Origin of the sequence: Magnetospirillum molischianum DSM 120, assembly GCF_000294655.1 — a bacterium.
Taxonomy (GTDB): domain Bacteria; phylum Pseudomonadota; class Alphaproteobacteria; order Rhodospirillales; family Magnetospirillaceae; genus Phaeospirillum; species Phaeospirillum molischianum.
The window spans coordinates 385,031-404,322 of sequence record NZ_CAHP01000014.1 but is presented as its reverse complement, the minus strand read 5'-3'; the positions used below and the strand labels follow the sequence as shown (position 1 = coordinate 404,322).

18 protein-coding genes are annotated in these 19,292 nt (G+C 62.4%); 12 read left to right on the top strand and 6 right to left on the bottom strand.

What is annotated here, in order from left to right; translation table 11 throughout:
- Positions 1-9: 9 nt before the first annotated feature.
- On the top strand, positions 10-519 hold the full coding sequence (locus PHAMO_RS06145) for a phosphate-starvation-inducible PsiE family protein (RefSeq protein ID WP_002727491.1): 510 nt from the start codon (positions 10-12) through the stop codon (positions 517-519).
- Positions 520-581: 62 nt separating this feature from the next.
- On the opposite strand, the gene hemN is transcribed toward PHAMO_RS06145, so the two are convergent.
- Entirely contained in the window at positions 582-1,934 is a 1,353-nt protein-coding gene (hemN, locus tag PHAMO_RS06140) for an oxygen-independent coproporphyrinogen III oxidase (protein WP_002727490.1), read from the bottom strand.
- Between the two features lie 174 nt (positions 1,935-2,108).
- Here hemN and PHAMO_RS06135 point away from each other — a divergent pair, with 174 nt between their 5' ends.
- Both PHAMO_RS06135 and PHAMO_RS06130 read left to right on the top strand, forming a co-directional pair.
- The gene (locus PHAMO_RS06135; protein ID WP_002727488.1) at positions 2,109-2,804 is read left to right on the top strand and encodes a Crp/Fnr family transcriptional regulator; all 696 of its coding nucleotides are present in this window, start codon (positions 2,109-2,111) and stop codon (positions 2,802-2,804) included.
- Positions 2,805-2,872: 68 nt separating this feature from the next.
- Positions 2,873-3,241: a NifB/NifX family molybdenum-iron cluster-binding protein gene (locus tag PHAMO_RS06130; protein WP_002727485.1), complete on the top strand. Its 369-nt coding sequence runs from the start codon at positions 2,873-2,875 to the stop codon at positions 3,239-3,241.
- Between the two features lie 53 nt (positions 3,242-3,294).
- Here the strand turns inward: PHAMO_RS06130 and PHAMO_RS06125 are convergent, their stop codons facing one another.
- A complete protein-coding gene (locus tag PHAMO_RS06125; RefSeq protein ID WP_002727484.1) occupies positions 3,295-4,314 on the bottom strand; it encodes a class 1 fructose-bisphosphatase in 1,020 nt (339 codons plus the stop codon).
- Positions 4,315-4,494: 180 nt separating this feature from the next.
- On the opposite strand from PHAMO_RS06125, the gene PHAMO_RS06120 reads away from it, so the two are divergent.
- Complete coding sequence (locus PHAMO_RS06120; RefSeq protein WP_002727483.1) at positions 4,495-5,175, top strand: extensin family protein; 681 nt, start codon at positions 4,495-4,497, stop codon at positions 5,173-5,175.
- A 1-nt stretch (position 5,176) separates the two neighbouring features.
- Here the strand turns inward: PHAMO_RS06120 and PHAMO_RS06115 are convergent, their stop codons facing one another.
- On the bottom strand, positions 5,177-5,683 hold the full coding sequence (locus PHAMO_RS06115) for a hypothetical protein (RefSeq protein ID WP_002727482.1): 507 nt from the start codon (positions 5,681-5,683) through the stop codon (positions 5,177-5,179).
- A 171-nt stretch (positions 5,684-5,854) separates the two neighbouring features.
- Between PHAMO_RS06115 and PHAMO_RS06110 the strand changes: the two genes are divergently transcribed.
- Complete coding sequence (locus PHAMO_RS06110) at positions 5,855-6,583, top strand: SIMPL domain-containing protein (RefSeq protein ID WP_002727481.1); 729 nt, start codon at positions 5,855-5,857, stop codon at positions 6,581-6,583.
- Positions 6,584-6,673: 90 nt separating this feature from the next.
- Here the strand turns inward: PHAMO_RS06110 and catB are convergent, their stop codons facing one another.
- Both catB and PHAMO_RS06100 read right to left on the bottom strand, forming a co-directional pair.
- Positions 6,674-7,309: a type B chloramphenicol O-acetyltransferase gene (catB, locus tag PHAMO_RS06105; protein WP_002727480.1), complete on the bottom strand. Its 636-nt coding sequence runs from the start codon at positions 7,307-7,309 to the stop codon at positions 6,674-6,676.
- A 197-nt stretch (positions 7,310-7,506) separates the two neighbouring features.
- Positions 7,507-8,874 (bottom strand): M48 family metalloprotease, encoded by a 1,368-nt coding sequence (locus PHAMO_RS06100; RefSeq protein ID WP_002727479.1) that lies wholly within the window; start codon positions 8,872-8,874, stop codon positions 7,507-7,509.
- On the opposite strand from PHAMO_RS06100, the gene PHAMO_RS06095 reads away from it, so the two are divergent.
- Both PHAMO_RS06095 and PHAMO_RS06090 read left to right on the top strand, forming a co-directional pair.
- Complete coding sequence (locus PHAMO_RS06095) at positions 8,861-10,486, top strand: gamma-glutamyltransferase (RefSeq protein ID WP_002727477.1); 1,626 nt, start codon at positions 8,861-8,863, stop codon at positions 10,484-10,486. The genes PHAMO_RS06100 and PHAMO_RS06095 overlap by 14 nt on opposite strands.
- Positions 10,486-11,640: a pyridoxal phosphate-dependent aminotransferase gene (locus PHAMO_RS06090; RefSeq protein WP_002727475.1), complete on the top strand. Its 1,155-nt coding sequence runs from the start codon at positions 10,486-10,488 to the stop codon at positions 11,638-11,640. Before PHAMO_RS06095 ends, PHAMO_RS06090 begins: the two co-directional genes overlap by 1 nt.
- Positions 11,641-11,707: 67 nt before the next feature.
- On the opposite strand, the gene PHAMO_RS06085 is transcribed toward PHAMO_RS06090, so the two are convergent.
- Positions 11,708-12,760: a carotenoid 1,2-hydratase gene (locus PHAMO_RS06085; protein ID WP_235720801.1), complete on the bottom strand. Its 1,053-nt coding sequence runs from the start codon at positions 12,758-12,760 to the stop codon at positions 11,708-11,710.
- A gap of 380 nt (positions 12,761-13,140) precedes the next feature.
- Between PHAMO_RS06085 and PHAMO_RS06080 the strand changes: the two genes are divergently transcribed.
- From PHAMO_RS06080 to bchZ, 5 genes are all read left to right on the top strand, one after another.
- Positions 13,141-14,007 carry a polyprenyl synthetase family protein gene (locus PHAMO_RS06080; RefSeq protein WP_002727470.1) on the top strand — a complete coding sequence of 289 codons (867 nt, stop codon included), beginning with the start codon at positions 13,141-13,143 and terminating at the stop codon, positions 14,005-14,007.
- A gap of 372 nt (positions 14,008-14,379) precedes the next feature.
- On the top strand, positions 14,380-15,318 hold the full coding sequence (gene bchC, locus PHAMO_RS06075) for a chlorophyll synthesis pathway protein BchC (protein WP_002727469.1): 939 nt from the start codon (positions 14,380-14,382) through the stop codon (positions 15,316-15,318).
- Positions 15,315-16,316, top strand: coding sequence for a chlorophyllide a reductase iron protein subunit X (locus tag PHAMO_RS06070; RefSeq protein WP_002727467.1), 1,002 nt, complete (start codon positions 15,315-15,317; stop codon positions 16,314-16,316). The genes bchC and PHAMO_RS06070 overlap by 4 nt, the downstream gene beginning before the upstream one ends.
- 13 nt (positions 16,317-16,329) lie before the next feature.
- Positions 16,330-17,763, top strand: a complete 1,434-nt coding sequence (gene bchY / locus PHAMO_RS06065; protein ID WP_002727465.1) for a chlorophyllide a reductase subunit Y — start codon at positions 16,330-16,332, stop codon at positions 17,761-17,763.
- Positions 17,764-17,765: 2 nt separating this feature from the next.
- Positions 17,766-19,226, top strand: coding sequence for a chlorophyllide a reductase subunit Z (gene bchZ, locus PHAMO_RS06060; RefSeq protein ID WP_002727463.1), 1,461 nt, complete (start codon positions 17,766-17,768; stop codon positions 19,224-19,226).
- Positions 19,227-19,292 lie beyond the last annotated feature (66 nt).

The following is a 19,292-nucleotide window of genomic DNA, read 5'->3' as shown; positions in this document are numbered from 1 at the left end:
GGGGGCCTTATGAGCGAGAGCGATCATTCCGACAAAGAAATTTCCCGCATAAGCCAGATCGCCACGCGCGGTTTTCTTAAAATAGAAGTGTTCGCCTATATCGTCCTGGGTGGGATGATTGCTTTGACGGCGCTGATCGGCATCGGTAATGCCGGAGCCTCTTTGTGGGGCGCGGTGCACGATATCGGCAGTACCGAGAAGATCATTGTTACGATCGACCGTCTGCTGTTCGTCTTGATGCTGGTGGAAATCCTCCACACCGTCCGCGACTCGTTTCGAACCGGGACTCTGGTGTGCGAGCCGTTTTTGATCGTCGGTTTGATCGCGTCGATCCGGCGCGTCCTCAGCATCACCCTTCAATCGTCTCAAGCCAACCATCCTGGGAGCTGGTCGCCGGAAAGTCAGGCGATCCTGCATTCGACGATGCTGGAATTGGGCGTTCTGGGCGGTCTGATTATGGTGATGGTGATTTCGATTTGTCTGCTGCGTTTCAATAAGCAGCGGGCGAGCGAAAAATAGGAGCAACGGCCCAAGACCGCCCCCACTCGGGAAGAGAGGGGGCGGCAGGGTCGGAATTTTAGTTACACAGCCTTTGAATGCCGCTGTTCGCCCGCCTTCAGATAGCGGTCGAACGCGGCGCAGACGGCGCGGACCAGGGTCCGGCCTTCCTCGGTGACGGTCAGGCGGCGACCATCGACAGTCACCAGACCATCGGCCTGAAGCGGGCCAAGCGTGTCGATCTCGGCATCGAACTGGGCGGCATCGACCTTATGGGTCGCGGCAACTGCATCGATATCGACCTCAAGATCGCACATCAGCCGTTCGATGATTTCACGACGCAGACGGTCGTCGTCGCTGATCGCGATCCCGCGCGAGGTGGCCAGCATCCCGTCGGAGATCAGGCGCTGATAGGCGTGGACCTCGCCTTCGTTGACGACATAGCCCTGGGGCAGCGAGCCGATGCCCGATGCGCCAAAGCCGATCAGGGTCGAGGCGGTATCGGTGGTGTAGCCCTGGAAGTTGCGGTTCAGGGTCTTGTTCTTCAGGGCAATCGCCATCGCGTCGTCGGGGGCGGCGAAATGGTCGAGACCGATCTGGACGAAGCCATGATCGGCCAGCATCTTGCAGCCCTGTTCGTACATCTGCCAGCGCGTATCGGTATCGGGCAGCGCCGCCTCGGGGATCAGGCGCTGGTGCTTCTTCATCCACGGCACATGAGCATAACCGAACAGAGCGACACGGCGCGGCTTGAAGCCGGTGAGGGCGGTATCGATCGTCTTCAGCAGGCCGTCGAGGGTCTGGTGCGGCAGGCCGTAGACCAGATCGACATTGACTTCGGAGACGCCGTACTGCCGCAGCCAGCCAACCACCCGTTCGCTGACCTCATAGGGCTGAATGCGGTTGATCGCCTTCTGCACCTCGGGGTCGAGATCCTGGACGCCGATCGAGGCGCGGGTGACGCCGACGCTGCCCAGGGCTTTGATATAGGTTTCGTCGGCGGTACGGGGATCAAGCTCGACCGCGATCTCGGACTGATCACGCAGAAGGAACTTGCTCTTGAGCAGTTCGACGGTTTTGACGAAATCGGTGGGGGTCAGAATCGTCGGGCTGCCGCCGCCGAAATGGATGTGCCGGGCCAGCATGCGCTGGGGCAGGGCATCGGCCACCATCTCGATTTCACGCCACACGGCTTCCATATAGGTGGCGACCGGCGCATAGCGTCGGGTCACCTTGGTGTGGCAGCCGCAGAACCAGCACATATCGGCACAGAACGCGACATGGAGGTACAGAGACAGTTCAAGCGCGGGATCAAGCCCGCCCAGCCACTTGCGGTAGGTTTCTCCGGTTACGCCGGGATGAAAATGCGGCGCAGTGGGGTACGAGGTGTAGCGGGGAACGCGAAGATCGTATTTTGCCGCAAGGTCGGGGCGCATGGCGATTATCCTGAAGCAAGGGACCTGTGAATTATCGGAGGGAAAACCTACTCCGGGCGATAGCGCCTTGGCAACCTTCCGCGCCGCCATCCTGGTCTCTGATCGCGCTTACGGCTATCGTCGCGGATCGGCGCGGTTTATTCGCCGCCGCCCCCCAACCCATAGAGGACACGGATGAAGGGAGTCGAAATCGAAGCCGCATGGCATGGCCTCGCCTCGTGCGATCGGTGCCCGATCCAGGATCTGGTCCTGTTCGCTGACCTGGACGCCCAGGATTTCAGTGCGATTCATCTGCCGATTGACGATCTGTGGTTACCGCCCGGCGCGACCCTGTATCGGGCCGAGCAGGCCGCAGGGGCGCTGTTCACGCTGCGTGAGGGGCTGGTCAAGCTGGAGCAATATCTGCCCGACGGGACCAAGCGGATCGTCAGTCTGGCTGGGCCGGGCGACGTGCTGGGGCTGGAGGCGATGCTGGCTGAAAGCTATGAACATGCCGCTATTGCTCTGCAACCGTCGAAGGTTTGCCGCATCCCTAAGGCGGTGATCGGCGCGCTGTCGTCCAAGCTCAACACCCAACTGATGCGAAAGTGGCATGAATCGGTGCGCAAGGCTCATGCCTGTATCCGCGATCTGTCCACCGGCAATGCTCGTCAACGGGTGGCACGGCTGTTCTTGCTGCTGGCTCCAGTCGAGGCGCGGCGCTGCCGTCTGTTCGGGCGCGAGGATGTCGGCGCGTTGCTGGGCGTCACCACCGAGACCGCCAGCAAGACCGTAGCCGAGTTCAAGCGCCAGGGCGTGGTCCGGGAAATCGCCGCCAATTTGTTCGAACGCGATATCGCGGCGTTGGAGCGGATCGCCGATGGCGATTAAGTGAATTCAACGACGCCTGGGCCGGACAGGCTTAGGCTGTCCCTTCATCTTCGTGGGAGACACATCGCATGATCGTTGCCGTCGCCAGTCAGAACTTCACCAAAGTGACCCAACATGCGGGTAAGACCCGTCGTTTCCTGCTGTTCGAAGCCGCCGCCGGTCAGCCTGTGCGTGAAATCGGGCGGCTGGATTTGGCCGAGGGTCTGGCAATTCACGATTTCGTCGGTGATGGACCGCACCCGCTCGATCAGGCTCAGGTGGTGGTGGCGGGCAGCGCCGGTGAAGGCTTTATTCGGCGGATGGACGCGCGCGGGATCGTGACCGTTCTGACCGATGAAACCGACCCGATTGCCGCCGTTCGCAATTACGTCGATGGCGCACTGGCTCCGGCCGCCGCCGATTCGGCTGGTCCCTGCGGCTGTCACGGCGATCATTAAAGCGAGGTTCCTCGCGCTCCTCCTATCGGAGAGAGCGCGAGGGGCTGAACGCCCTAGACCCGGCCCGCGTCGTATTCGGCATGATAGCCGGCAATACGGGTGACTTCGTTGCGCGATCCCAGGATCACCGGCACCCGCTGGTGCAGCTTGGTCGGCGGGATGTCGAGAATGCGGCCCCGTCCGGTGCTGGCGGCGCCACCAGCCTGTTCAATGATGAACGCCATCGGATTGGCTTCGTACATCAGCCGCAACTTGCCGCCCTTGGCCTGATTTTCGGCGTCGGCGGGATACATGAACACGCCACCCCGGCACAGGATGCGATGGACTTCGGCGACCATCGAGGCGACCCAGCGCATGTTGAAATTCTTGCCGCGCGGGCCTTCAGTTCCGGCCAGACACTCATCGACATAGCGCCGCACCGGGGGTTCCCAATGCCGCGAGCGCGAGGCGTTGATGGCGAATTCCTGGGTATCGGTGGGAATGGTCATGTTGGGGTGGGTCAACATGAACATCCCGATCGACTGATCGAGGGTGAAGCCGTTGACGCCGTTGCCGGTGGTCAGAACCAGCATCGTCGATGAGCCGTAGATGGCGTAACCGGCGGCGATCTGCTTCACGCCTTTTTGCAGGAAGGCGGCTTCGGCGATGGTCGAGGCACCTTCAGGCAGGCGCAGGATCGAGAAAATCGTGCCGACCGAAATGTTGACGTCAATGTTGGACGATCCGTCGAGCGGATCGAACAGCAGGAGATATTTGCCATCGACGGCGCTGTGGACCGGGCGGACATCCTCCATCTCTTCCGATGCCATTCCGGCATAGGCTCCGCCGATCGCGTTCATGTGCATGAAGATTTCGTTGGAAAGGATGTCGAGGGTCTTCTGCTCTTCGCCCTGGACGTTCTCGGTTCCCGCCTTCCCCAGATTGCCGGACAGTGCGCCTTGGTTGACCTCGCGCGAGATCATCTTGCAGGCGAAGATGATGTCGGTCATCAGTCCGGTGAAGGAGCCGGTGCCGCCCAGGCGGCGCTGCTCCTGAAGCAGGAAATGGGTCAGCGTGATCCGTTGATAGGGCATCTTCCGTCTCTCCCTGGTGTGCGGCACGGACTGGGTTTGTCCCCCCTGGCCGCCGGGAGATGTGTTAGCCGATTTGGCCGCGTGAATCCAATGCGTTGTCGCGTCGGGCGGAATGGGCGTGACTTCGTTACGTCTGCTCCGTTACAAGTGCGGTTCTCCACGGATGACAAGGGGACGATCTTGCGGTCTGTCCGATATCTGACGGTTGCGGCCGCGTTGCTGGTCGGCGCTTGTGCCGGATCGCCGCAGCGATCTTCCGCGCCGCCGCCTTCGCCGCCGCCAATACTCGATCCCGATGCAGCCTGCCTTAAGGATTTGCGCGATCACTCCGTTGTGTTCGAGCCGCTGGCGATGGTGGGGGCCTCGCCCGCCTGCCAGATTGCCAATCCGGTCAAGATTACCGCCGACGGGCAAATGGACTGGAGCCGTCCGGGCGTGCTGTCCTGCGCCACGATGCGGGTGGTCGATCGTTTCGAGGCCGACGAGGTTCAACCGGCGGCACAACGCCATTTCGGCCAGCGCGTCGTCCGCCTGTTGCACATGGGCACCTATCAATGCCGGACCCGTCGCACCGACGCGACGGCGGCGGCCGCCGCTGCGGGCAAGCCAGTGCGTGGGGGGCGTCTGTCGGAGCATGCGAAGGGACAGGCGATCGATATCGGCGGCTTCGAACTGGCCGACGGCTCAATTGTCTCGGTCAAGCGCGATTGGCGTGCCGGGGGCCGCAACGCCGCCTTCCTGAACGAGATCGCCCGCGCCGCCTGTGGGCATTTCAGCGTGGTGCTGACGCCGAACTACAATGCCGTTCATGCCGATCATTTGCATCTCGATATCGGCCCGCACCGGCTGTGCGGGGTGTGATTTACCCCAACAGGGAATCGATCTCGACCTGGGCCATGGCGCGATCCGAGCCGTGAATGATGGCGTTGGCGCAATCCATCAGGGCCTGAGCGGCCCGACTGATCGCCTTGACGTGTTCGGCGACCAAGCCGGGGTCGGAACCGGCGACGATTTCTTCTTCCAGGCGGGCGACACCGCCCAGAATCACCGCGTTCAGTTGGGATAGGGTTTCCTCGAACGGACGGCGAAATTTAGCTGGAACATGATCGTAAGCTTCGATCGCGAATTGGCGGTCCTTGAAGCTGGATTGAGCAAAATGCTCTTTATAGGTGCGGGGTTCCCACAGCTTACAGTCCTCCACCATGTCCGGCATGTCCGGAATCATGTCGATCAACATAACGATCTCGTTGAAATGGTTTAGGTAATCGGTTGCAAGAAGGGTTTGGGCACTAATGTTCGTGCCATCAACCCTGGCGGCAAAGTCCTCGAACCGCTCCTGCTCGTCGGGAGGTATGTCGGATTCCGTCACTCTCCCTCCCTTCCTACGTATTCATCCCTCCGGTCATACATCCTTGCGCCCTGATGCCCGGAAATTCAAGAGTGGGGGCCACGCGGCCTCTGCCACAGAAAAAATATGGTGTCCGGGGTCTGGAAAAAGAAGAGCATGAATCGTCTGCTGACGAACCGGAGGATAACGAAGATGCGAGCATTCCTGATGGCGGGAGGGATCGCCCTGTGTCTAATGGGCGGGACCGGCCCTGTCGCGGTCGCAGCCGAACCGTTGCAGACCGTTCTGACTCTGCACGAATCGGCCGAGACCCTGATCGCTCCCGACATGATCCGCGTTACCCTGCGCGCCGAGGCCGAAGGGGCCGATGCCGCAACGTCTCAGAAAATACTCAATCGGATCGTTGCCGCCGCTCTGGCCAAGGCACGGACGGTCGAAGGTGTGACGATCGCCACCGGCCCTTACTACGCCAGCCGGAATGAACCGCAGGCTAAATCCTCAGCCGCGCCGATCTGGCGGGCGTCGCAGACCATCGATTTGACCTCGCGTCGCTTCGACCCGCTGCTCGCCCTGGCCGGGGATCTGCAAGGCGAGGGGCTGGCGATGATCGGAATGGACTATCAGTTAAGCCCGGAAGCGCGGGCAAGCGTTCATGAGGCGCTGGTGACCGAGGCGTTTTCCGCTCTGCGCCAGGAAGCGGCGCTGGCGGCGCGGGCGACCGGGCTTTCCATCGTCGGCTACAAGACTCTTTCCCTCAGTCAGTCGTCTCGTCCGCCGGTGATGATGAAAGGAATGCGCGCCATGGCCATGGCCGCTGAAGGCGCTCCTCCCCAGGGGGAGGGGGCGGCACAGCCGGTGCGAGTCGAAGTCGATGCCGAAGTGATCCTGGAATTGCGCCACGCGCCGGAATCGTCACGGTGATTTCTTCGCCGCGGTGAAAGGCCGTTCTCGCCGCGACGGCATCTTTGCTGTTAATGCGCCCGCTCATACAGACGGAGCGGGCACATATGTTCAGCGTGCCTGGATATTCTGAACAAAATAACGGTGCAGCGCCTCCACGTCTCCGCTGGTCAGAAGCGGCATGACCGCAGTCAACTGATCGTCGGACCAGTCCCACCACTTCATCTCAAGCAAAAGGGCGATCAGCCTGTCCTCGAGACGCTTGCGGATCGGTTTCGCCGGATTGCCGCCAACGATGGCGTAAGGTTCGACATCGCGCGTGACCAGGGCACGGGTTCCGATCACCGCCCCATCGCCGATTTTGACGCCGGGCATGATGATCGCCTCGGAGCCGATCCAGACATCGTTTCCGATCACGGTGTCGCCCGCCGGTTCATAGCCGTTCGCCGCTCCTGCGAATGCAGGCACGTCGCTCATCCAGTAGAAGGGAAAGGTGCTGATCCAGTCGTTCCGGTGCCCTTGATTGCCCGCCATGATGAAAGCCGCCCCTGAACCGATTGAGCAAAAGCTCCCGATCAGCAATCGGTCAACACCTTCGTCTGGTAACAGATAGCGGGCGCAATTGTCGAAGTTGTGCCCGTGATAATAGCCGGAATAATAGCTGTATCGTCCGACGACGATGTTAGGATTCGTGATCTGCTTGTCGAGGGTGATGCCACGGAAGGGGCTTTCAAAGTAGTTCTTCATCTGATGCTCTTTCCGCCTTTCTCTCGTAACGTAATCGTGTTCTCCGGTCCGGGTGGGGTCGCGTCATCGCCGCCTGCACCGATCGACGGCAGGATTACGATAACCAGGGGCGGAACGGTCCTTCATCCGTTGGCCGGGATGAAGCAGGGAACCGGGAGGCTGGGCTCTCCCGGTTCCAAAGCCAGGGCAAGCCCCTCTTACCAGGGGGATTTGTCACGGTCGCGGGACGCTTTGACCTGGATCGCCTGAGCTTTGATGTCCTGAATTCGCAGCCAGATCGAGCCTTGGTGCCCCAGCAATTGTTCGGCCTTGTTGGCGTGGTAATTGGCTTCGGGCAGTTTCCCCGCCAGTAGGAAATGTTCGGCCAGGGCGTAGGATGCCATGCCTTCCTTGCCGTCACGGCCGAAAGCGATCGCCAATTGTTGCCAGGCAAAGGAATCCTCGGGTTCCAGCCGTACCGCGATGGTCAGGTTAGCGGCGGCATCGGCCAGCATCGCCGGATCGTCGGTTTCGATCTCGGCTTGCCCCAGTCCGATCCGCAGCAAGGCGCTGTTGGGGAGATATTCCACAGCCTTGCGATAGGGTTCGATCGCATCGCGTCCCTTGCCGTTTTCGAACAGCATCTGGCCTTTCAGCTCCCAAAAATAGGGGTCCTTGGGGCGTTCGGCGATCAGTCCGTCGATCAGGCTCAACGCGGCGTCGATGTCGGGCTTGCGGTACAGGGCGACGGCGCGGGCATAGCGGGCCTCGATCGAGGTGTCGCTCTCCTTGTAACGCATCATCGTCTTTACCGGCGGTTCGATGAAGGCGAACAGCTTGGCCTTGATGCGGCGATGCCGTTCGACCCAATCCTCCGGCCAGGGCTGGTTCGAGAATGACGATTTTTCGACGTGCTCGCGCACAAACGCGATGCGGTCGCGGGTCAGCGGGTGGGTCCGCACATAGGGATCTTGCCGTGCCGCGACCAGCAGTTCCTGATCGCCCAGGATGTTGAAGAATTCCAGCAAGCCCTTGGCCGACCAATGGGTGTCGTCAAGGAAGCGCATCGCCATCTGGTCGGCCTGCTGCTCCTGGCTGCGCGAAAAGGCCAGCAGGTTGCGCATCGCCAGTTCCTGGCCGCCCATCATCACCCCGGCGGCGGCCTGACCGTTGCCGCTGACCGCGCCAGCGGCGGCTCCCAACAGCATTGCCAGGATCGCTTCGGTCGAGGCGGCGGCAACCGCATCGGTGCTGCGGATCAAGTGGCCTCCAGCGATATGGCCGGTTTCGTGCGCCATGACTCCAATCAACTGACCAGGATTTTCCGACCGAATGATCAACCCGGTGTGAAAGAAAATGTTCTGGCCTCCGGCGACAAAGGCGTTGAGTGTTGGGTCATTGATCAGCAGGATGCGGATCGCCTGCGGGTCCAGCCCGGCGGCCTGAAAGATTGGCGTGCCGAAGTCGCGGATGGTATTTTCCACTTCCGCGTCGCGAATGAATTGACGCTTCGACTGTTGGGCTTCAGCCGACGGCGACACCAACGCGATCAGGATCGTCACCAGAAGGAAGATGCGTGTGAACAAGGATCATTCCTCGCCGGTCGAAAGGTTGCACGCAGGGCGGAGCCGTCGAATCGCTGCCCTGGCGGTCGTTCTGGGCCTGGCGGCCTGTAGCGAATCTACGCCACCGATCGGCACAGTCGGCCATGTCCGCGGATTTGCCGGTCTGGTTGCCGCCGACGAACCGCGCGCGGCGGTGGTTGCCCGCGATGTCCTGTCCGCCGGTGGAAACGCCGCCGACGCCGCGACCGCCCTCTACTACACTCTGGCGGTGACCCTGCCGTCAACCGCCAGTCTGGGGGGCGGAGGGTCCTGTATAGTACATGACGCAGAGAAAAAGACGACTGAGATCCTGGAATTTCCGGCGCTGCCCTCGACCGAGGCCGGGCAGGTGACGACGGCGGTTCCCGCCAATCCACGGGGATTCTACGCGCTGCACGCCAAATTCGGTTTGATGCGGTTTGAAAGCCTGCTGGCCGAACCGGAACGGCTGGCCCGTCTCGGCACGCCGGTATCGCGGGCGCTGGCCAGCGATCTGGCCCGTGTCGTGCCGCTCTTGTCGCGCGATCCGGCGGCGCGGGCGATTTTCTTCCGCCCCGACGGAGGTATTTTGCGTGAGGGCGACATTCTCCGGCAGCCCGAACTGGCGGCGATTATTGCCAATCTGCGCCGCAATACCGGAGACTTCTATCTGGGGTTGATGGCGCGCGATTTGGTTAAATCGGTCACAAACGCGGGCGGAACCCTCAATCTTAGCGATTTACGCGACTTTCGCCCGGCGTGGCGCGACAGCCTGAAGATTCGGGTGGGGAATGAAATCGCCCATTTCGCCCCGCCCCCTTCGGTCGGCAGCACGATGACCGCCGAGTTGATCGGCATGGTTTGGCCGCGTTGGAGCAATGCGTCGGAGGATGAGCGGCCCCATCTGCTCGCCGAGGCTCAGGCCCGTGCCTTTGCCGACCGCCCCCGCTGGATGCAGCGTAACGGTTGGACCACCGAGGCTCCCGGCGTGCTGATCGCCCCGGAAAAGCTGGAACGGCTGATGGCCGATTACACCCCCGACCGCCACCGATCCGTTTCCGGCGCGTCGGCATCGCCGCCCGATGCCAACGCTTCGACCAGTTTTGCCGTTTTGGACGGCACCGGTTCGGCCGTCGTCTGCGGAGTCGGGACTGGTGGCGTGTTCGGTCCGGGTGTGGTCGCGCCCGGCACCGGGATTGTTCTGGCCGCCGCGCCGGGTCCGGGCGCTCCGCCCAGCGTCACCACGGTGATGGTGGTCAACCCTCATACCAAGCGGGTTCATTTCGCCGGAGCCTCGTCGGGTGGGGCGACTGCACCGGCGGCTCTGGCCGAAACGATGTTGGCCGCGCTCGCCGGGGATCAGGCGTTGGCCGAGGCGGTGGCGCGGCCGCGTGTTGTCCATCTCGGTACGCCCGACGCGGCCTTTGTCGAAACCGGCTCTTATCGCCTCGATCCCGCATCCCTGAACCGGCGTGGGCATCAGACCGGTCCCGTGGCGATGCCCAGCCGGGTTGAGGCGCTTCGCTGCCGCGATGGAATGTTGCAGACGCCTGAATGCGAAGCCGCGACCGACCCGCGCGGGTTTGGTTTGGCCACTTCAGTAGGGAAAGATTAATGGCTTTTAAAGTTGCCGAACGGGGGGCGATTGCCNCGTTTATTGTGATGGATGTGATGCGCGCCGCTACCCGGCGCGAGGCTCTGGGTGAGGATGTTCTGCATCTTGAGGTCGGTCAGCCTTCGGGGCAGGCTCCGGCCGGAGCCCGTGCCGCTGCCGTCCGTGCCCTGGAGAACCAGCCGTTGGGCTATACCTTGGCCAATGGGCTGGATTCGTTGCGCGCCCGCATCGCCCGTCATTACGCCGTGGCTTATGGCGTCATGGTGCGGCCCGAACAGATCGTCGTCACCACTGGCTCGTCGGCCGGATTCCTGTTGTCTTTTCTCGCGGCCTTTGCGCCGGGCGACCGGGTGGCGGTGGCGGCACCGGGCTATCCCGCCTATCGTAATATCCTGAAGGCGGTGGGAATCACGTGCGTCGATGTCCCGGTCGGGGCCGATAGCCGCTGGCAATTGACCGCCCGTGTTCTTGAAGAGTTGAACGAACCGCTTGATGGTGTTGTGGTCGCCAGTCCCGCCAATCCGACCGGCAGCATGTTGTCGGCCCACGAGGTTGCCGAGTTGGCGATGTGGTGTGAGCTGCACGATATCCGCCTGATCTCGGACGAAATTTATCACGGCATCACCCATGGTCGCGCTGCCGCGACCGCTGCCGGAATGGCTGCCGCGCCCCATGCGGTGGTGGTTAACAGCTTCTCGAAATATTATGCGATGACGGGCTGGCGGGTGGGCTGGCTGGTGGTGCCCGACGACCTGTCCCGCGCCGTCGAGTGCTTGCAGCAGAACCTGTTCATCTCAGCTCCGACCGTCTCGCAGGTCGCCGCCGAGGCGGCGTTCGATTGCTTGGACGAATTGGAAGCCCGCGTTGCGGTCTATCGTGCCAACCGCGATTTGCTTTTGAACGAATTGCCTTCGGCAGGGTTTGGGGCACTGGCCGCTGCCGATGGAGCGTTCTATCTCTACGCCGATCTGTCCGACCGGACCGACGACAGCGAGGCGTTTTGCGCCCGCATGCTGGCCGAGACCGGTATTGCCGCGACCCCCGGCACCGATTTCGATCCGCTACGGGGACGACGCAGCCTGCGTCTGTCTTACGCCGGGTCCAATGCCGACATGATCGAGGCGGCGCGGCGATTGAAGGCGTGGCGGACGTAAAGAAAGCGAGGGGAAGAGAGTCCTGGCGGCTCTCTTCCCCTCTTATAGCTCGGAAGCCTCCGGTTCCTTAACGGAACCGGCGCGGCATCCGGAACGGCAGCAACGCCTGGACCCAGCCGGTGCGGAAGCGATCGAGGCACAAGCTTTCATGAAAGCCGGTGACCTCCTCGCCAAACAGCCGGGTCTCGACCATCGAGCGGGTATAGAACGGCGTGTCCTCCAGGATTTCGGCCAATTGGGCGGCGTGACCGCTGTCGGCGCGGGTCGCGCGATCGACGCCCCATACTCCGCGCGGTAGATCAGCCACCGGCGGCGAGTCGGATTCCTCGACCTTCCCGTCGTGGCCGATCCGCAACGCCACGGCAAGATCGCTGCCGTCGCGCCGGGTGACGTCGTAAAGGATGGCGGTGCCATCCTTTAGCGGCGCTCGCGACCACGTCCAACGCACAAAGGATTTCTCCAGCGGCACGATCCCGGAATTGGTATCGAAATAGCCGGGGCCAGACCAGCGCAGATCCGGGTGGTTCAACTCGACCTCGACCCGCGATTCCGGGGCCAGCGGCGACCAGAAATGCTCGCCCGGCCCGTCCAGGCGGACGGAATGGCCGGTCAGTGCCCGCGGATGGACCCGAATCGTGCCCTGGATACGGCCGGGCAGGGGGAACGTGCGCTCGGACAAGCGGATTTCCAGCGCGTTGCCGGTCCAGCGCAGCGCGCTCGGCCCGATGACCAGGGTATCGGTGCTACGGTGGACCGCATTGCGGTTGCGCTCGGTCATGCTCCAGCGCTTTCCAGCGGCTCCGTACAGGCAGACATTGACCGAGCAATGGTCCAGTGGTTCCGCCGCGCCGCCACCGCGCCGCCGCGCCCAGGCGTAATAGGGCGAGAATACGCTGCCGATGAAAAAGATCAGAGTCAGGCCGTGCTGCCCATCGTCACTGAGAGCGTCGATGTACCACCAGGAATAGCCCGATCTGGGGATCTGCCGGTCGAATCTGGGGCCGCGATCTCCGGCCACACCCAGGGGGACATTGCCGGTCTGCCCCGATCCTTGGACAAAGCTGCGTCCGCAAGGCAGCGGGCCGGGATCGGAGGACCCCAATTCCGAAGGGCGGATCATACCCCCACCGATTTTTCCGTCGGACGGGTATGAATCCAACCCGTCCATGGCCGCCAAGCGGTCTCCGCCTGCCGCCTGATGCGACGGCCGCATCTTTCCGGACGGTCGAAGGCCAATGGTGTTCATAAGTCGATCTCCCCCGGACGTCATCAGTGGGGTGGCCTCATCAGGGCGCACGACATCCTTGTCAGCGCTGAAGGCGACCGACCCCGGAGGAAGGTGTCGTCGAATTCGCCCCTCCTGTCACGGGAAAAAAATGCGGCTGGCCGATGTGGGGATGGCGGGAAGGCATGGTGGGTTCGATCCGCTTCCATCCGCTTCAGGAATTTGACATATTGCCAAGGATGACCATTCGGTAACCTGTAACAGAGGGGGGGAACATGGATGCCATGGCTCGGGTCGAGGGGGCTCTGACCACGGCGCTGTCGCGGATGAGTGGGCCTGGATGCCCGCCCCGGCTGGCGGAAGCGGTGCGGCACGCGGTGTTTCCCGGTGGGTCTCGGCTTCGTCCACGGTTGTGCCTTGCAGTTGCCGCTGCTTGCGGTGACGATGCGCCGGGTCTGGCCGACGCGACGGCGGCGGCGATTGAGTTGCTGCATTGCGCCTCGCTTGTTCATGACGACATGCCCTGTTTCGACAATGCCGAGATGCGTCGCGGGCGTGCCTCGGTTCACCATGCTTATGGTGAACCCCTGGCCCTGTTGGTCGGCGATGCCCTGATTGTGGTGGCGTTCGAGCAACTGGCGCGGGCCGGTACGGCCCATCCCGAACGGATTGCGCCGCTGCTGCTGATGGTTGGCGGCTCGGTCGGTGCGCCCACCGGGATCATTGCCGGGCAGGCCTGGGAGTGCGAGGACGAAATCAACCTCTCCGAATATCACCAGCAGAAGACCGGTGCGCTTTTTGCCGCCGCGACGATGGCCGGAGCCACCGCCGCCGGGGCCGATCCCGAGGCGTGGCGCGCCCTGGGCGAACGGCTGGGCGAGGCCTATCAGGTGCTGGACGATATTCGCGATGTCGCGGCAAAGCCGGAAGAAATCGGCAAGCCGACCGGACAGGATCGCGCCAACGACCGGCCCAGCGCCGCGTTGCAGCTCGGTCTGGCCGGTGCGGTGCGTCGTCTCGACGAACTGTCTGCTGCCGCCATCGCCGCCATCCCGGATTGTCCGGGCCAAGCCGCTCTTCAGGCGATGATTCATCAGCAGGTGTCGAGCCTGCTGCCGAAGAAGCTGCGCCGCGCCGCCTGATCGATTCACGGCTCGGAATGGGGGAGACATTCCGAGCCGTGACCGATTTGGTTACTTTCGCGGGTTTTTTCTTGGGTGCGCATTCCTTTGTGACAATGTTGTGTTGTCACAAACAATCTACCTAAGCGTGCTCAAGATGGAGATGGATCGCTTTTTGATTGGCGGCCTTCGCTGCTTGCCGTGTGGCGGTCTTACGTCTGATTGTGTCTTTAAATCAGAGAGTTGTTAATTGCTCAGGTCGTGTTTAGATCGCGGCCGCGAGGGGTGATTTGGCCTTGGCCGGTGTCGTAGAAATCGATTGACACGTTGGGCGGGCAGAATACACTGGCGCCGGGTTGAAGCGACCCGTTTTGAATCCGCTGGGGGAAGTGGATGAACACGATTGCCGTAGTGCTCACGGAACCTGAGCACCTCGAGCTCAGCCGACTCGACTTGACGCCTCCGGGCGACGAGGATGTCGTCGTTGACATCGAATGGAGCGGTATCAGCACCGGCACCGAGCGGCTGCTCTATACGGGCAAGATGCCGCCATTCCCCGGCATGGGTTACCCTCTTGTTCCCGGCTATGAATCGGTTGGTCGTATCGTCCAGGCGGGGCCGACCTCCGGTCGCACGGTCGGCGAGCGCGTGTTCGTTCCCGGTGCCCGCTGTTTCGGCGATGTGCGTGGCCTGTTTGGCGGCGCTGCGGCGCGGGTCGTGGTGCCCGGTGCGCGGGTTCACTCCGTTGACGAATCTCTGGGCGAGCAGGGAGTTCTGCTGGCCCTCGCGGCGACGGCATATCATGCGGTGGCCGCCGATGGGGCGCGGGCGCCCGAACTCATCATCGGGCATGGCGTTTTGGGTCGTTTGCTGGCGCGGATCGCGGTGGCGCGGGGTGGATCTCCGGTGGTGTGGGAGCGGAATCCCGACCGTGCCAGCGGAGCCGAGGGCTATACGGTGATCGCGCCGTCCGAAGACACCCGCCAGGATTACCGCTCGATTTATGATGTCAGCGGGGACGCCAAGCTCCTCGATACTCTGATCGGTCGCCTTGCTCCAGGGGGCGAGATTGTGCTCGCCGGGTTCTATCACGAGCCGATCAGCTTCGCCTTTCCTCCGGCCTTTATGCGCGAGGCGCGGTTGCGGATTGCTGCGGAATGGCGGGGTCCCGACATGCCGGCAGTGCTGGCTTTGATCCGTGAGGGCAAGCTCTCGCTTGACGGGCTCATCACACATCGCTTTGATGCAGCTCAGGCAGCAGAGGCGTATCGGACAGCGTTCGGCGATGCTTCCTGCCTGAAGATGATTCTTAATTGGGGAGCTTGCTCATGACCGCGCCGCTTGATGGCGTTCCTCCTGCCGGAAAGGGAGGTTCGACTCAGCCGACACCGGGGGCGCAGCCTGGCGATGGAGCCAGAGCGGCTCCGAAGACCCAGATCATCGCGATCTATGGCAAGGGTGGTATCGGCAAGAGCTTCACGCTCGCCAACCTCTCTTACATGATGGCTCAGCGCGGTAAGAAGGTTCTGCTGATCGGCTGTGATCCGAAGAGCGATACGACGTCGCTGTTGTTCGGCGGTCGTGCGACTCCCACAATCATCGAGACCTCGGCCCGCAAGAAGCAGGCCGGAGAGGAAGTGAAGATCGGGGATGTCTGTTTCAAGCGCGATGGCGTTTTCGCGATGGAACTGGGCGGGCCTGAAGTTGGTCGCGGCTGCGGCGGGCGCGGCATCATTCACGGTTTCGAAATTCTCGAAAAGTTGGGCTTCCACGACTGGGATTTCGATTACGTTCTGCTCGATTTCCTGGGCGATGTCGTCTGTGGCGGTTTCGGTCTGCCGATCTCGCGCGACATGTGCCAGAAAGTGATCGTCGTCGGCGCCAACGACCTGCAATCCCTTTACGTCGCCAACAATGTCTGTTCGGCGGTTGAATATTTCCGTCGCCTCGGCGGCAATGTCGGCGTGGCCGGGATCGTCATTAACAAGGATGACGGCACTGGCGAGGCGCAGGCTTTTGCCCAGCAGGTCGGGATTCCGATCCTTGCGACCATTCCGGCCAATGATGGCATCCGCCGCTTGTCTGCCGCGTATGAAATCGTCGCGCAGCCAGACGGCGAGTGGGGTCCGCTGTTCGCGGCCCTGGCCGATCAAGTCGATGTGGCTCCGCCGATTCAACCCACGCCGCTGTCCCAGGAAGGCCTCCTCAATCTGTTCAAGGGTGACGCTGTCGGCCGCGACGTGGTTCTCGTGCCCGCCACCGCCGAGGATATGGGTGGCGAATTGGCGGCCAACAAGCCGTCGCTCGAAATCATTTACGAAACCCCCTAGGAGCCGCTTTCTGATGTCGTCATCCACCCTCGTTCCTCCTCCGGCCAAAGGCGACGCGCCGATTGCGGCTGGCTGCACCGGCAGCGGGGTGGCGGACTCGGTGAAGGCGCGGCTGGCGAGCGACTATCCCAAGGGGCCGCACGATCAGCCCCAGACGATGTGTCCGGCTTTCGGCGCATTGCGTGTCGGCCTGCGGATGCGGCGGACGGCTTCGATTCTGGTCGGTTCCGGCTGTTGCGTCTACGGTCTGTCCTTCACGTCGCATTTCTACGGAGCACGGCGTACCGTCGGCTATGTGCCGTTCGATTCCGAGACTCTGGTCCGTGGTCAGGTGTTCGAGGATGTTCGGCAAGCGGTCTATCAGATGGCCCGGCCGGAGCAGGTCGATACGGTCATCGTCATCAATCTCTGTGTTCCGACGGCATCGGGCGTGCCGCTCGAACTTCTGCCTAAGCAAATCGACGGCGTTCGCATCATCACCATCGAGGTTCCCGGCTTTGGGGTGCCGACCCACGCCGAGGCAAAGGACGTCCTGGCCGGTGCGATGTTGCGCTATGCCCGCCTCGAAGCCGAATCCGGCCCGGTGGCAATGCCTCGCGGTGGCATCGCAGGGATGCCGACGGTCTCTTTGATCGGTGAATTGTTCCCGGCCGATCCGGTTGTTATCGGTGGTCTACTGGCCCCGATGGGGTTGGCTGTGGCGCCGCAATTGCCGTCGCGGGAATGGCGCGATCTTTACGCGTCGCTCGATTGCGTGGCGGTGGCGGCGATCCATCCCTTCTACACCGCTTCGGTGCGTGAGTTTCAGACCGCCGGTCGTCCCATCGTCGGGTCCGGCCCGGTCGGGCTGGAAGGGACGGCGGCGTGGCTGGAGGGAATTGGTAAGGCGGTCGGAATCAGCGACAAACTGATCGACGCAGCAAAGGATCGGGCTTTGCCCGCAATTCGTGCCGCACTCGACGCCCATCCGATCAAGGCACGGGTAACCGTGTCGGGCTATGAAGGGTCCGAACTTTTGGTGGCTCGGTTGATGGTCGAGGCTGGAGCTGAGGTTCCCTACGTTGGGACCGCAACGCCGCGGACGCCGTGGAATGAGGCCGATCGCGAGTGGCTGGCGGCAAAGGGCGTTCATGTCCAGTTCCGCGCCTCGCTGGAACAGGATATTGCGGCGATGCGCGACGCGCGCCCCGACCTTGCGCTTGGAACCACGCCGCTTGTGCAACACGCGAAGGAGATGGCGATTCCGGCGCTGTACTTTACGAACATGGTTTCAGCGCGGCCGCTGTTTGGACCGGCTGGTGCTGGATCGATCGCGGGTATCGTCGCCGCCCAGGCTCAGGGCAAGGCGCGTTTCGCCCGGATGGTTGAGTTCTTCGATAAAGTCGGAACCGGGGCCGCTACTGGCTATGGTCCGAATACGCCCCTGTCCGGCAAGGGGAGGGCGTAACCATGCTCGTTCTTGATCTCGACCGGGCTGGCGGTTATTGGGGTGCGGTCTATGCCTTTGCCGCTGTGCGCGGCTTGCGGCTGGTGATCGACGGACCTGTCGGCTGTGAAAATCTGCCGGTGACGGCGGTATTGCACTACACCGACGCGTTGCCTCCGCATGAACTGCCTATCGTCGTCACGGGGCTGTCGGAAGAGCAACTGACGATGAGCGGCACCGAGGATGCGTTGCGCCGCGCCAGTGCCACTCAGGACCAGTCGATGCCGGCGGTTGTATTGACCGGCTCGATCGCCGAAATGATCGGCGGCGGAGTAACCCCCGAAGGGTCGAATCTGCTGCGGTTCATCCCGCGCACGATCGATGACGACCAGTGGCAGGCTGCTGATCGTGCGATCTACTGGTTGTGGACCCAGTTCGGGGCCAAGAAAGCCAGCGCCAAACCACGGGTGCGGGCAGACGGTGAGAAGCCTCGGGTCAATATCATCGGCCCGATGTATGGCACCTTCAACATGCCGTCCGATCTGGCTGAAATCCGGCGTTTGGTCGAAGGCATCGGCTGTGAGGTCAATCTGGTGTTCCCGCTGGGGACTCATGTTGACGACATCAAGCGGCTTGCCGATGCTGACGTCAATGTCGTGATGTATCGTGAGTTCGGTCGTAAGTTGTGTGAGGAACTGGGGCGGCCCTATCTTCAGGCGCCGATCGGGGTGTTCTCGACGACCGCGTTCCTGACCAAGTTGGGGGAACTGACTGGTCTCGATCCAGAGCCGTTCATCGAACAGGAAAAGCACACCACGCTAAAGCCGGTGTGGGATCTGTGGCGTAGCGTAACGCAGGACTTTTTCGCGACCGCCTCATTCGGTATCGTCGCCACTGAGACCTATGCCAAAGGATTGCGGGGTTTTCTCGAAGGTGAACTGGGTATGCCCTGTGCTTTCGCCATCGGTCGCAAGGCTGGGGTGAAGCCAGATAACCAGACGGTACGGGATACGATGAAGGCTCACCCTCCTCTGGTCCTGTACGGTTCGTATAATGAGCGGATGTATGCGGCCGAGTTAGGGCTGCGTTCAATGTATATTCCAGCTTCTTTTCCGGGAGCTATCGTCAGGCGCTCGACCGGAACCCCTTTTATGGGTTATAGTGGGGCTACTTATGTGGTCCAGGAGTTCTGTAACGCGCTGTTCGATGCGCTGTTTCATATCCTGCCGCTGGGGACGGAGCTTGATAAGGTTGAATCGACCCTGTCGCGCCTGACCCGAATGGATGCTTTGCCCTGGGACGACGACGCAAGTCGTTTGCTTGAGGCGTATGTGGAGACAGAACCGTTTCTCTTGCGTATTTCCGCCACCAAGAGGCTCCGCGACAGCGTTGAGCACGAGGTGCGGATCGCCGGACGAGAACGGGTCACAGCGGCCGATGTGTCCGCCTCGCTTGCCGCTATCGGCGCGGGACGGGCGGCATAAGCTGCGATACGAAACACGTTTTGCCGCCGCGTTCGCGCGACGGCATGCCCCGCCGCCTGGGGAGAG

What these genes read in the sequence shown, in the direction of transcription:
- PHAMO_RS06095 (WP_002727477.1), top strand. Translation starts at nt 8,861, where the DNA reads ATGCGTGTGAACAAGGATCATTCCTCGCCGGTCGAAAGGTTGCACGCA.
- bchC (WP_002727469.1), top strand. Translation starts at nt 14,380, where the DNA reads ATGAACACGATTGCCGTAGTGCTCACGGAACCTGAGCACCTCGAGCTC.
- hemN (WP_002727490.1), bottom strand. Translation starts at nt 1,934, where the DNA reads ATGCGCCCCGACCTTGCGGCAAAATACGATCTTCGCGTTCCCCGCTAC.
- bchZ (WP_002727463.1), top strand. Translation starts at nt 17,766, where the DNA reads ATGCTCGTTCTTGATCTCGACCGGGCTGGCGGTTATTGGGGTGCGGTC.
- PHAMO_RS06070 (WP_002727467.1), top strand. Translation starts at nt 15,315, where the DNA reads ATGACCGCGCCGCTTGATGGCGTTCCTCCTGCCGGAAAGGGAGGTTCG.
- PHAMO_RS06110 (WP_002727481.1), top strand. Translation starts at nt 5,855, where the DNA reads ATGCGAGCATTCCTGATGGCGGGAGGGATCGCCCTGTGTCTAATGGGC.
- catB (WP_002727480.1), bottom strand. Translation starts at nt 7,309, where the DNA reads ATGAAGAACTACTTTGAAAGCCCCTTCCGTGGCATCACCCTCGACAAG.
- PHAMO_RS06085 (WP_235720801.1), bottom strand. Translation starts at nt 12,760, where the DNA reads ATGATCCGCCCTTCGGAATTGGGGTCCTCCGATCCCGGCCCGCTGCCT.
- PHAMO_RS06130 (WP_002727485.1), top strand. Translation starts at nt 2,873, where the DNA reads ATGATCGTTGCCGTCGCCAGTCAGAACTTCACCAAAGTGACCCAACAT.
- PHAMO_RS06080 (WP_002727470.1), top strand. Translation starts at nt 13,141, where the DNA reads ATGGATGCCATGGCTCGGGTCGAGGGGGCTCTGACCACGGCGCTGTCG.
- PHAMO_RS06125 (WP_002727484.1), bottom strand. Translation starts at nt 4,314, where the DNA reads ATGCCCTATCAACGGATCACGCTGACCCATTTCCTGCTTCAGGAGCAG.
- PHAMO_RS06145 (WP_002727491.1), top strand. Translation starts at nt 10, where the DNA reads ATGAGCGAGAGCGATCATTCCGACAAAGAAATTTCCCGCATAAGCCAG.
- bchY (WP_002727465.1), top strand. Translation starts at nt 16,330, where the DNA reads ATGTCGTCATCCACCCTCGTTCCTCCTCCGGCCAAAGGCGACGCGCCG.
- PHAMO_RS06135 (WP_002727488.1), top strand. Translation starts at nt 2,109, where the DNA reads ATGAAGGGAGTCGAAATCGAAGCCGCATGGCATGGCCTCGCCTCGTGC.